Source organism: Streptomyces ipomoeae 91-03 (assembly GCF_000317595.1).
GTDB classification, from domain to species: Bacteria; Actinomycetota; Actinomycetes; order Streptomycetales; family Streptomycetaceae; genus Streptomyces; species Streptomyces ipomoeae.
Map to the genome: position 1 here is coordinate 1 of NZ_AEJC01000561.1, position 12,459 is coordinate 12,459.

The window sequence follows — 12,459 nt, forward strand, 5'->3', positions numbered from 1 at the left end:
CCCCTCGGACCGGCGCCTCAACACATGGCGCAGCGCGATGTTTCACGTGAAACATCGCGCCGCACTGGTGCCCACACGGCGATGAAGAGCCGCCGTCACGAAACCTGAGACGCCTGGACCCACCACTCCTTGAGTGCGGCCACTGCCTCGTCGTGTTCCATCGGCCCGTTCTCCAGCCGCAGCTCCAGCAGGAACTTGTAGGCCTGCCCGACGACCGGGCCCGGGCCGACACCCAGGATTTCCATGATCTGGTTGCCATCGAGGTCCGGACGGATGGCGTCCAGCTCTTCCCGCTCCTGGAGTTGAGCGATGCGCTCCTCCAGACCGTCGTACGCGCGGGACAGGGCGTTCGCCTTGCGTTTGTTGCGCGTGGTGCAGTCGGAGCGGGTCAGCTTGTGGAGCCGGTCGAGCAGCGGGCCCGCGTCGCGGACGTATCGGCGTACGGCGGAGTCCGTCCACTCCCCGGTGCCGTAGCCGTGGAAGCGCAGGTGCAGTTCGACCAGGCGCGAGACGTCCTTGATGAGCTCGTTGGAGTACTTGAGGTCCGTCATGCGCTTCTTGGTCATCTTGGCGCCCACCACCTCATGGTGGTGGAACGAGACCCGGCCGTCCTTCTCGAAACGGCGCGTGCGCGGCTTACCGATGTCGTGCAGCAGCGCGGCAAGGCGAAGGGTGAGGTCCGGCCCGCGGTCCTCCAGCGCGATCGCCTGCTCCAGGACGATCAGAGTGTGGTCGTAGACGTCCTTGTGCCGGTGGTGCTCGTCTCGCTCCAGCCGCAGCGCCGGCAGCTCGGGCAGGACATACTCGGCGAGGCCGGTGTCGACGAGCAGCGTCAGGCCCTTGCGGGGGTGAGCGGAAAGGATCAGCTTGTTCAGCTCGTCCCGTACCCGCTCCGCCGAGACGATCTCCAGGCGGTCCGCCATGTCGGTCATCGCCGAGATGACCTCGGGTGCCACCTCGAAGTCGAGCTGCGCGGCGAAACGCGCGGCCCGCATCATGCGCAGCGGGTCGTCGGAGAAGGACTCCTCCGGAGTACCGGGGGTGCGCAGGACACGCGCCGCGAGATCCTCCAGCCCACCGTGCGGGTCGATGAACTCCTTCTCCGGAAGCGCCACCGCCATCGCGTTCACGGTGAAGTCCCGTCGTACGAGGTCTTCCTCGATCGAGTCCCCGTACGACACCTCCGGTTTGCGCGAGGTCCGGTCATACGCCTCCGACCGGTAAGTCGTGATCTCGATCTGGAAGCTTCGATCGGCGTCCCCGACTCGGGCGTCCTTCTGCGCCCCCACCGTGCCGAAGGCGATTCCGACGTCCCAGACGGCGTCGGCCCAGGGACGCACGATCTTCAGTACGTCCTCGGGGCGGGCGTCCGTCGTGAAGTCCAGGTCGTTGCCGAGCCGGCCGAGCAGCGCGTCCCTGACCGAACCGCCGACCAGGGCGAGTGAGAACCCGGCCTCCCGGAAGCGGCGGGCGAGATCGTCGGCGACAGGAGCCACCCGCAGCAGTTCACTCACCGCGCGGCGCTGCACCTGGCTCAGGGCACTGGGGTCTTCTTTGGCGTTCGGCACAGCAGAAAAGGGTACGTGGCCCTGGTGGCGGCGGTCGCCTCCATTGAACGTGCACAAGGGCTTCGTGCAGGTGACCTCATTGCCGACCCCATTAATACGTGCACATACGGGGACAGCCCGGCCTTGTCTTCCGATCTTGTGGGGCGGACCGCGGCACTTCCCCTCGGCGCGCCTCGTTACCATGCGTGGACGCACATTCCGACGACCACTGACGACGACGAGGGACGGGCGAGCGCGTGGCCGAGGCGGCAGACTTCCAGGGGACGAGTCCCTCACCTGCCCGCCGGTGGCTGCTGCGCACCGGAGCGCTCCTCGCGGGGGCTCCTCTGCTGGCCGGTCTGCTCCAGCTCCCCGCGTCCCCGGACGCCCGGGCGGCGCAGAAGGCCTCACCCGCCGAGGCCTCGGAGACGAACACCGTCGAGGTCGCCCTGGACTCGCTGAGCCCCAGCGTGCCCACCGACGGCGACACAGTCACCGTCTCCGGCACGGTCACGAACAAGGGCAAGCAGACGATCACGGACGCCCATGTGGGCCTGCGGGTGGGCTCGGCCGCCCTGACGAGCCGTACGGCCATCGACTCCGCCGCCAAGCGCACCGGCTTCGACCAGTTCACCGACGGGACGGAGATCGGCGGGAAGTACATGGAGAAGTTCTCCCGGCTCAACTCCGGAGTGGCCCAGCCCTTCACCATCTCGGTGCCCGTCAAGGAGCTGGACCTCGGCTCGGACGGTGTCTACCAGCTCGGCGTCTCCCTCACCGGCCGGACCTCCGCCGCTCCGTACGACCAGATCCTCGGCATCCAGCGCACGTTCCTGCCGTGGCAGCCCGACGAGGCCGACACCCAGACGAAGACGACCTACCTCTGGCCGCTGATCTCCACCACCCACCTCACGGCCGAGACGGGCCCGGGGGAGCAGCAGACGCCCGTCTTCCTGAACGACGACCTGGCCAAGGAGATCTCCGCGGGCGGCCGTCTGGAGCAGATGCTGACGCTGGGCAAGGACCTCGACATCACCTGGGTGATCGACCCCGACCTGCTGGCGTCCGTCGTCGCGATGACGGAGAACTACCGCGTCCGAAGCGGAGACACCACCGTCGCGGGCAAGAACCAGGCCGTCGCCAAGGAATGGCTGGCGGAACTGGAGACGGCGGTCCAGGGCGACGAGGTGATCGCCCTTCCCTTCGCCGACCCGGATCTGGCGTCCATGGCGTCCAACGGCAAGACCGTCACCGGTTCCCTCAGCCGTCTGAAGGAGGCCACCGACGTCGCCGCGGACACCGTCGAGAACATCCTCCGTGTGGAACCGAACACCGAATTCTCCTGGCCCGTGAACGGCGCCGTCGACCCGTCGATCGTCAAGGTGGCCATCTCCGCGGGCGCCGACAAGGTGATCGCCCGCAGCGACAGCCTCCAGGAGCGCAACGATCTGTCCTACACGCCCAGCGCGGCCCGTCCCATCGGTGGCGGCACCACGGCCGTCGTCGCGGACGCCCGGCTGTCCACGGCGTTCCAGAGCGACATGACGAAGGCCGAGAGCTCCACCCTGGCAGTGCAGAAGTTCCTCGCCCAGAGTCTGATGACGGACCTCCAGACCAACAAGCAGCGCAGCATCGTGATCGCTCCGCAGCGCATGCCGTCGGCGAGCCAGGCACAGACCATGGCGCAGGCGCTGACGGCGCTCCAGGGGAGCACTTGGTCGCAGTCCCAGGAACTGTCGGCAGCCGCCGACGCCAAGCCCGACCCGAACGCCACCACCAAGATCCCGTCCGCCTCGGCATACCCCTCGTCGCTGCGCAAGCAGGCGCTGCCGAAGTCGGCGTTCGAGGAGATCCAGACCACGCAGAGCGACCTCGACCGCTTCAAGGTGATCCTCAGCGACAAGTCCCGCGTGGTCACGCCCTTCGGCCGGACCATGGACCGTGAGATGTCCACCTCCTGGCGGGGCCGCTCCACCGTGGCGGAGACCTACCGCGACGACGTGCAGTCGTACCTCGACACGCTCACCAGCCAGGTCCGGCTGATCGAGAAGTCCGAGACGAAGCTCTCGGGCCGCAGCGCCACGATCCCTGTGACGGTTCAGAACAACCTCGTGCAGGGCGTCGAAAAGCTGAAGCTCCGTCTCACCTCGCAGGCCCCGAAGCGTCTGAAGATCGATGAAGAGGCCTTCGCCGAGCAGACCATCGACATCTCGGGCGGGCACAGCGAGTCGGTGAAGTTCACCACCAACGCCGAGGCCAACGGCAAGGTCGATGTCGTCGCCCAGCTCTATACGCAGGACGGCCAGCCGTACGGGGACGAGGTCACCTTCACGGTGAACGTCACCGAGATCACACCCACGGTGATGCTGGTCATCGCCGGTGGTGTCCTGCTCCTCGTCCTCGCCGGATTCCGGATGTACACGCAGCGCAAGCGCGCCGCCGCCCGACTGGAGGCGGAGGGGATCTCGACGGACCGGAACGCGTCGGAAGACAACTCTCCGGGCGAGGACGCGAACACCGAGGCGGCCTCAGTCGTACACACTGTCGAGGAGGAATCCCCGGTCGAGTCCGGGGCAGACGTGCCGGAGCACCCGAGTGACCCGGCCCCGGACACCGCATCGGAAAACGCCGACCCGTCCGGCACGGGTGAGAGAGTGGACCGTTGAGCGATTGCGTGGCCGGTGGGCCCGGGGACGATGAGGTGGGTTAACCATGAACGCGCCGTACGACGGTGACCGCGGCCAGGGCGCGGCCGACTCGGGCTACCCCGAGGGCATGCCCGGGTCGGGCCAGGTGCCGCCGCAGCCCCCCGCGGACATGTACCTGCAGGACGCCTACGCCCAGGACCCCTACCGCGCGCAGGATCCGACCATCCAGGGCCCGGTGGCCGAAGCCCGCTACGACCGCGCCGCGCACCCGCCGCCGGGCACCTACCCGCCGCAACAGCCGCTCTACGCCCAGCCGTCGGCGTCGCAGTACGCCCCCGACCCGCGCGTGTGGGCCCAGACCCCGGCGCCCGAGCCGGAAGGGCCCTCGCGGCATCTGCCGTACGGTGACGACGCCCGCACCACCCAGTTCGTCGGCGTGGACGATCTCGTCACGCAGGCCGGGGAGGAGCGCCACGAACCGGACGCGTTCGCCCATCTCTTCCGGGACCAGCAGCAGGGTGGTCCCGCGCCCACGGGCCAGCCGTCCGTGCCCGGCCCGGCCCCCGCTCCGGGCCCGGGGCAGCCGACGTACGAGGAGCCCGCGCCGGCCCCCGCCGCTGCCACGCCCGCGCCGACCCCGAAGAAGGGCGGTCGCGCCTCGGGCCTGCTGAAGTCGAGCGCCGTCATGGCGGCCGGCACCATGGTCTCCCGCCTCACCGGCTTCATTCGGTCGGCGATGATCGTCTCGGCACTGGGCCTCAGCCTCCTTGGCGAGTCCTTCCAGGTGGCCTACCAGCTGCCGACGATGATCTACATCCTGACTGTCGGCGGTGGTCTCAACTCCGTCTTCGTGCCCCAGCTCGTGCGAGCCATGAAGGAGGACGACGACGGCGGGGAGGCTTACGCCAACCGGCTGCTGACCTTGGTCATGGTGGTCCTCGGCGTGCTCACGGCACTGGCCATGTTTGCCGCGCCGCTCCTCGTCCGCGCGCTGTCGACCCCCCTCGCCAACAACGCCGAGGCCAACGACGTCGCCGTCACCTTCACCCGGTACTTCCTGCCCTCGATCTTCTTCATGGGCATCCACGTGGTGATGGGTCAGATCCTCAACGCCCGCGACAGGTTCGGGGCGATGATGTGGACCCCGGTCCTGAACAACATCGTGATCATCGTGACCCTCGGCGCGTTCCTCTGGGTCTACGGCAGCGCGGCCGACTCACACATGACGGTCGACAACATCCCCCCGGAGGGCGAGCGGCTGCTCGGTGTCGGCATCCTCCTGGGCCTCGTGGTCCAGGCCCTCGCGATGATTCCGTACCTGCGGGAGACCGGGTTCCGAATTCGGCTGCGCTTCGACTGGCGAGGGCACGGCCTCGGCAAGGCCGCGGTGCTTGCCAAGTGGACGATCCTTTTCGTGCTCGCCAACCAGGTGGGCGCCCTCATCGTGGTCCAGCTGGCAACCGCCGCGGTCACCGAAACGAAGATCTCCGGAACCGGATACAGCGCCTATGCCAACGCCCAGCTCATCTGGGGCCTGCCACAGGCCATCATCACGGTCTCCCTGATGGCCGCCCTCCTGCCGCGTATCTCGCGCTCGGCAGCCGAGGACGACGCCGGCGCCGTCCGCGACGACATCTCCCAGGGCCTGCGCACCACAGCCGTCGCGATCGTGCCGATCGCCTTCGGTTTCGTCGCGCTCGGCATCCCCATGTGCACGCTGATCTTCGGCTCGTCCGGCATCGGCGCGGCCACGAACATGGGCTTCATGCTGATGGCCTTCGGCCTCGGCCTGATCCCGTACTCCGTGCAGTACGTCGTCCTGCGCGCCTTCTACGCCTACGAGGACACCCGGACACCCTTCTACAACACGGTCATCGTGGCCGCCGTCAACGCGAGCGCTTCCGGGATCTGCTTCTTCGTGATCCCGGCCCGCTGGGCGGTGGTCGGCATGGCCGCCTCGTACGGTCTGGCGTACATGATCGGCGTCGGTATCGCCTGGCGGCGGCTCAAGAAGCGGCTGGGCGGCGACCTGGACGGATCCCGGGTACTGCGGACGTACGCGCGGCTGTCCATCGCCTCGTTGCCCGCGGCACTGCTCAGCGGCGCTGCCAGTTACGGAATCAGCAAGACCCTGGGGCAGGGCGTCGGCGGCTCGATGCTCGCACTCGTCGGAGGAGGAATCGTTCTGCTCGGTGTCTTCTACGTCGCCGCACGGCGCATGCGCATCGAAGAGCTCAACTCGATGGTCGGTATGGTCCGTGGACGGCTGGGGCGCTGAGGCGGGGGTACGCGCACAACCATCGTCCGCCGCCGCGTGTCGCTCATAGCGGCGGACTGTGGGCACAATTGGCTTTGGCGTCGCAACGCGCGCAACGGATGGGGAGGCAGGAACGACGGTGGCGGAACGGAGCACGGCTGCCGTCGACGTGGCAGACAGCGGCGACGAGCCGCTGACCGCGCAGGCGGACCAGTCCACGGCCGACGGGGAGGCCCAGAACCGGGAGCGGGACACGGAAAGCTCGGCGAGCGAAGAGGCACAGGGGAGCGGCGGTACCGAGAACCTCTCGAAGACGGCACCGCCCGAACTGCACAGCGGCCACAAACTCGCCAGGCGCTACCGCCTCGAAGAGTGCGTCACCCGTCTGGACGGTTTCAGCAGTTGGCGTGCCGTGGACGAGAAACTGCGTCGCGCGGTCGGAGTTCATGTACTCCCCGCCGACCACGCGCGCGCCCGTTCCGTACTGGCGGCGGCCCGTTCCGCGGCGCTGCTGGGCGATCCCCGCTTCGTCCAGGTGCTGGACGCGGTCGAGGAGAACGACCTCGTGTACGTGGTGCACGAATGGCTTCCCGATGCCACGGAACTGACGACGCTTCTGGCTTCCGCCCCGCTGGAACCGCACGACGCGTACCAGATGGTCACCCAGGTCTCCCACGCCATGGCCGCCGCCCACCGCGAAGGCCTCTCCCATCTGCGGCTCAGCCCGAGCGCCGTACTGCGGTCCGCCTCGGGCCAGTGGCGCATCCGTGGTCTCGCGGTGAATGCCGCGCTGCGGGGCATCGGCTCCGACACCCCGCAGCGCACGGACACGGAGGCGATCGGCGCGCTGCTGTACGCGGCGCTCACCCAGCGCTGGCCGTACGAGAACGACGCGCACGGCCTCTCGGGACTCCCCAAGGGCGTCGGACTCATCGCACCCGACCAGGTGCGGGCCGGCGTCCACCGCGGCCTGTCAGAGCTCGCCATGCGTGCGCTCGCCAACGACGGCGCCACCGCCTCGCGCCACGAGTCTCCGTGCACGACGCCGGAGGAGCTGGTGAAGGCGATCGGCGAGATGCCCCGCATCCGCCCACCGGAGCCCGCGTTCACCGCGCCGCCCGACTACCAGCGCACGACGTACCAGCAGGGGACGTACGGCCGCCAGGCTCCCCACGCGGGCGTCACACAGCCCCTGCCCCAGCCTCCGCCCCCGCTGCAGAGCCGGACCGGCAAGGCCCTCAAGTGGGCGGTGTCGGCGCTGCTGATCGCCGCGCTCGGTCTCGGCAGCTGGCAGCTCGCCGACGCGCTCATGGGCCGCGGCGACCAGTCCGGTGACACGGACACCAGCCAGACGACCGACGACAACGACAAGGGCGCCAACACCGCCAAGCCGGTCACGACGCTCAGCATCAAGGACGCCGCGGAGTACTACCCGGACGGCAAGCCGCAGCACGCGAACGACGTGGATCTGACGTACGACAAGAACACGTCGACGTACTGGCGGACCTACTCCTACAACGACGGCCCCACTCTGGCGCCCTTCAAGCAGGGCGTCGGGATCGTCTACGACCTCGGCTCGGCCCAGGAGGTGTCCGCGGCCTCAATAGGGCTGTACTACGCCGGCGACCACACGACGGCCACGCTCTACGCGGCCGACTCCCTGTCCTCGTCCGCTTCCCTCAGCTCCATGACGAAGATCGCGGCGAACACGACCAGCGGAACGAGCCTGAAGATCTCCGCCAAGAAGCCGGTGAAGACCCGGTACGTTCTCATCTGGCTCACCGCGGTGCCCAAGGCGGACGGTGACCAGTTCAGTGGCGCCGGTTACAAGCAGGCGATCACCGATGTGAAGTTCACTGGCTGAGAACTCACCAGAGGGAGGGGATCCGTTGGCGCACAGCGCTGATCACAGCGGGGTGAGCGATCAGGATCTCCTGGCCCGTCATGTGGAGGGTGATCCCGATGCCTTCGGTGAGCTCGTACGGCGGCACCGGGATCGCCTGTGGGCGGTGGCGCTGCGGACGCTGGGGGACCGTGAGGAGGCCGCGGACGCCGTGCAGGACGCGCTGGTCTCCGCCTATCGGGCCGCCCACACCTTCCGTGGTCAGTCGGCCGTCACGACCTGGCTGCACCGCATCACGGTGAACGCCTGCCTGGACCGCGCCCGCAAGGCAGCCTCTCGCAAGACATCACCCGTCGACGACACCGAGCGCCTGGAGCAGCTTCTGGAGCCGCACGAGTCGGCCTCCGCTCCCGCCGAGCGCAACGATCTCCACCGCCAGTTGCTGGAGGCCCTGGGCACCCTGCCGACGGACCAGCGGGCGGCGCTCGTCCTGGTGGACATGCAGGGCTATCCGGTCGCGGAAGCCGCGCGGATCCTCGACGTCCCGACCGGCACCGTCAAAAGCCGCTGCGCCCGTGGCAGAGCCAGACTTCTGCCGCTGCTGAACCATCTCCGCGCGGACGGAGGAGGTGCCGGTGGCGGAAAATCGGAGCGCGGAAGGAACCGGACGCAGGGGACATCCGTCCCACCCGCAGCAGGACCACATGATGCAGGGCCAAGCGATTCAGCTGCTGTGAAGGGCGGAGGTGGGCGAGCGTGACATCCACGACCGACACGGCCGGGCACCCGGAAGTCACGGAGATCTCCGACCTCACCGAAGGTCTGCTCCCACCGTCCCGCACCGCGGATGTCCGTCGACACCTGGACGAGTGCCCCCTCTGCGCCGACGTGTACGCCTCGCTGGAGGAGATCCGCAGCATGCTCGGCACTCTGCCGGGCCCTCCGCGCATGCCCGACGACGTGGCGGGACGGATCGATGCCGCCCTGGCCGCCGAAGCTCTGTTGAACGCCACGGCACCCGACACCGAGACCACCGAAATCCCCGCCGCTGTCGGAGCCTCCCGCGCCTTGTCGAGCGAGGACGACAGCGCGCATGTTTCACGTGAAACATCGTCGGTGGTGGATCGCCCTGCGGGTCATCCACGCGCGTCCACCGGCCCGGGCCGCACAAGTCAGAAGCGCCGCAACCGTCGCAGGACCGTCCTCGGAGCCGTCCTCACGGCCGCCGCCCTGGGCCTCAGCGCGATCCTGGTCCAGTCGATCGGTGACAACAACCGCCCCACAACCTCAGCTCCGACCCCGGCCTCTGACACCTTCTCCGGGGTCAAGCTGGAGAACCAGGTAAAGGATCTCCTGGACAAGGCCGAGACTCAGAGCTCGCCTGGCAGGGATCGCTTCGGAACCGAGACCGTGTCGCCTGGCGCACCGGTGTCCCCCGAGAAGGGCGCGACCACGACCTTCAAGACCGACGTGCCTGTCTGCATCGCAAAGGGCATCGGCGACATCACAGGCGCGATCGCTTCCGAGCCGGGAACCTACCGGGGAGCGGACGCGTACCTCGTGCTGCTGCCCAACAGCTCCGACGACTCACGCGTCACCGCGTACGTCGTCGACGCCTCCTGCTTGGACAAGGCTTCGGAACCCGCCGGTGACGTCTTGCTGAAGCAGTCATTCACCCGTTCCTGAGTGCTGTCTCTCTCTTTCAGCCACCCCAGGCATCCCCGTGTGGTTCCGCGTCTCCGTGTGCCCGGACACACCGGGAATGCACGCCCCTTAGGATCCGTTGGGTGGGGTGAGAGTTCCGAGTACAGCTCCCACCGGCAGTACGCAGCAGACTCCAGAGACGAGGAATCAAGCCGTGAGCGACGTCCGTAACGTGATCATCATCGGCTCCGGGCCCGCCGGCTACACGGCGGCGCTCTACACCGCGCGCGCGTCGCTGAAGCCGCTGGTGTTCGAGGGCGCCGTCACCGCCGGCGGTGCGCTCATGAACACCACCGAGGTGGAGAACTTCCCCGGCTTCCGGGACGGGATCATGGGCCCCGACCTCATGGACAACATGCGCGCCCAGGCGGAGCGCTTCGGCGCCGAGCTCGTTCCGGACGACGTCGTCGCCGTCGACCTGAGCGGCGAGGTCAAGACCGTCACGGACACCGCGGGCACCGTGCACCGCGCCAAGGCTGTCATCGTCACCACGGGCTCGCAGCACCGCAAGCTCGGACTGCCGAACGAGGACGCCCTCTCCGGCCGCGGGGTCTCCTGGTGCGCCACGTGTGACGGATTCTTCTTCAAGGACCAGGACATCGCCGTGATCGGTGGCGGTGACACTGCGATGGAGGAGGCCACCTTCCTCTCCCGGTTCGCGAAGTCCGTGACCATCGTCCACCGCCGGGACACCCTGCGCGCCTCCAAGGCGATGCAGGAGCGGGCGTTCGCCGACCCGAAGATCTCCTTCATCTGGGACAGCGAGGTCGCCGAGATCCAGGGCGACCAGAAGCTCGCCGGGCTGAAGCTGCGCAACGTCAAGACGGGCGAGACGTCCGACCTGCCGGTGACGGGTCTGTTCATCGCGATCGGCCACGACCCGCGCACGGAACTCTTCAAGGGTCAGCTCGAGCTGGACGACGAGGGCTATCTGAAGGTCGCCTCCCCGTCGACCCGGACGAACCTGACCGGTGTCTTCGGCGCCGGTGACGTCGTCGACCACACATACCGCCAGGCGATCACGGCAGCCGGCACCGGCTGCTCCGCCGCCCTCGACGCCGAGCGCTTCCTCGCCGCCCTCGCGGACGGCGAGCAGAGCGCCGAGCCCGAGAAGACCACCGTCTGACCCCCGTCCGCCCCACCGCACCAACCAGTTAGGAGCCCTTCCGTGGCCGGCACTCTGAAGAACGTGACCGACGACTCCTTCGAGCAGGACGTCCTCAAGAACGACAAGCCCGTCCTGGTGGACTTCTGGGCCGCCTGGTGCGGCCCGTGCCGCCAGATCGCGCCGTCCCTCGAAGCTATCGCCCAGGAGTACGGCGACAAGATCGAGATCGTCAAGCTCAACATCGACGAGAACCCGGCCACGGCTGCCAAGTACGGCGTCATGTCCATCCCGACCCTGAACGTCTACCAGCGTGGCGAGGTCGCCAAGACCATCGTCGGTGCCAAGCCGAAGGCAGCGATCGTGCGCGACCTTGAGGACTTCATCGCCGAGTGATGTTTCACGTGAAACATTGAAGGGGCCAACCCGCTGGGGTTGGCCCCTTCGCGTTGCCAGCGAACTCTTCCTATGTGGGAGCGTCCTCTTCAGAGCGGCCTCAACGCCGGTTCCTTCTGTACCGCTCCCAGAAGTCGGTCGAGTGCCAACTCAACGTCTTCCTTCCAGGAGAGCGTCGACCTCAGCTCCAACCTCAGCCGGGGATAGGTGGGATGGGGGCGGACCGTCTTGAAGCCCACAGCAGTCAGATGGTCCGCCGGCAGGACACAGGCCGGTTCCTTCCACCGTGCGTCCCCAAAAGCCTCGATCGCCCGGAAGCCTCGCCGCAGCAGATCTTTCGCGACCGTCTGAACCATCACACGGCCGAGACCCTGGCCCTGGTAGCCCTGCATGATGAAGGCGGTCATCAACTGGACCGCGTCGGGAGACACCGGGCTCGTGGGGAACGCTGTGGAGCGGGGCACATAGGCCGGAGGCGCGTACAGCACAAAGCCCACAGGTACCTCGTCCACGTAGACGACGCGTCCGCAGGACCCCCAGTCCAACAGGACCGCGGAGATCCATGCCTCCTTCTCCAGCGCGGGGGTACCGGCCTTTATCGCAGCCTCGCCGCTGACTGGGTCCAACTCCCAGAAGACGCACGAGCGGCAGCGCTTGGGAAGGTCCTGAAGGTTGTCAAGCGTGAGCGGTACGAGCCGACGCCCCATGAAGGCTGTTCCTCGCTTCCTTCGCCCGCAGCGTCGCGAGCGGCTGCCAAAGCGTTCCACTCCCTGAGCAGGCTGCCGACGAAGCCGCCGACCGCGCCGAGTCCCAGGCCCGCGGTCACCAGACCGGAACGGCTCACGGTTCGCATTACCCCGCCTCCCCTATAAAGGTGCCGCCAGGTGGATGCGCCATATCCGATCGCATCGTATCCACGATGCGATTGCCTAGATACCGCCTCAAAGCAAAGAGCGGGC

Annotated in this window: 9 protein-coding genes; 7 read left to right on the forward strand and 2 right to left on the reverse strand. The window is 68.1% G+C overall.

Translation table 11 applies throughout. The annotated features are described in order from the left end of the window. Window positions 1–95: 95 nt before the first annotated feature. Complete coding sequence (locus tag STRIP9103_RS36580; RefSeq protein WP_048821632.1) at window positions 96–1,568, reverse strand: CCA tRNA nucleotidyltransferase; 1,473 nt, start codon at window positions 1,566–1,568, stop codon at window positions 96–98. A 236-nt stretch (window positions 1,569–1,804) separates the two neighbouring features. Between STRIP9103_RS36580 and STRIP9103_RS36585 the strand changes: the two genes are divergently transcribed. The 7 genes from STRIP9103_RS36585 to trxA all read left to right on the forward strand — a co-directional run bounded on the left by STRIP9103_RS36585 (window position 1,805) and on the right by trxA (window position 11,500). Then, window positions 1,805–4,213, forward strand: coding sequence for a DUF6049 family protein (locus STRIP9103_RS36585; RefSeq protein ID WP_009332063.1), 2,409 nt, complete (start codon window positions 1,805–1,807; stop codon window positions 4,211–4,213). A 46-nt stretch (window positions 4,214–4,259) separates the two neighbouring features. Continuing rightward, window positions 4,260–6,473 carry a murein biosynthesis integral membrane protein MurJ gene (gene murJ / locus STRIP9103_RS36590; RefSeq protein WP_009332053.1) on the forward strand — a complete coding sequence of 738 codons (2,214 nt, stop codon included), beginning with the start codon at window positions 4,260–4,262 and terminating at the stop codon, window positions 6,471–6,473. Between the two features lie 118 nt (window positions 6,474–6,591). Further along, window positions 6,592–8,316, forward strand: a complete 1,725-nt coding sequence (locus STRIP9103_RS36595) for a protein kinase family protein (protein WP_009332066.1) — start codon at window positions 6,592–6,594, stop codon at window positions 8,314–8,316. A gap of 25 nt (window positions 8,317–8,341) precedes the next feature. After that, window positions 8,342–9,055 (forward strand): RNA polymerase sigma factor SigM, encoded by a 714-nt coding sequence (gene sigM, locus STRIP9103_RS36600; RefSeq protein ID WP_009332056.1) that lies wholly within the window; start codon window positions 8,342–8,344, stop codon window positions 9,053–9,055. Next, window positions 9,052–9,981, forward strand: coding sequence for an anti-sigma factor family protein (locus STRIP9103_RS36605; RefSeq protein WP_009332061.1), 930 nt, complete (start codon window positions 9,052–9,054; stop codon window positions 9,979–9,981). The genes sigM and STRIP9103_RS36605 overlap by 4 nt, the downstream gene beginning before the upstream one ends. 172 nt (window positions 9,982–10,153) lie before the next feature. Continuing rightward, window positions 10,154–11,125: a thioredoxin-disulfide reductase gene (gene trxB / locus STRIP9103_RS36610; RefSeq protein WP_009332059.1), complete on the forward strand. Its 972-nt coding sequence runs from the start codon at window positions 10,154–10,156 to the stop codon at window positions 11,123–11,125. 42 nt (window positions 11,126–11,167) lie between these two features. Continuing rightward, on the forward strand, window positions 11,168–11,500 hold the full coding sequence (gene trxA / locus STRIP9103_RS36615) for a thioredoxin (RefSeq protein WP_009332067.1): 333 nt from the start codon (window positions 11,168–11,170) through the stop codon (window positions 11,498–11,500). Between the two features lie 89 nt (window positions 11,501–11,589). Here trxA and STRIP9103_RS36620 read toward each other — a convergent pair whose 3' ends face one another. Further along, complete coding sequence (locus STRIP9103_RS36620; RefSeq protein ID WP_009332052.1) at window positions 11,590–12,207, reverse strand: GNAT family N-acetyltransferase; 618 nt, start codon at window positions 12,205–12,207, stop codon at window positions 11,590–11,592. Between the last annotated feature and the right edge of the window lie 252 nt (window positions 12,208–12,459).

Bases quoted from the DNA above. Each gene is read 5' to 3' on its own strand.
- murJ (WP_009332053.1), top strand. From the start codon at position 4,260: ATGAACGCGCCGTACGACGGTGACCGCGGCCAGGGCGCGGCCGACTCG.
- STRIP9103_RS36620 (WP_009332052.1), bottom strand. From the start codon at position 12,207: ATGGGGCGTCGGCTCGTACCGCTCACGCTTGACAACCTTCAGGACCTT.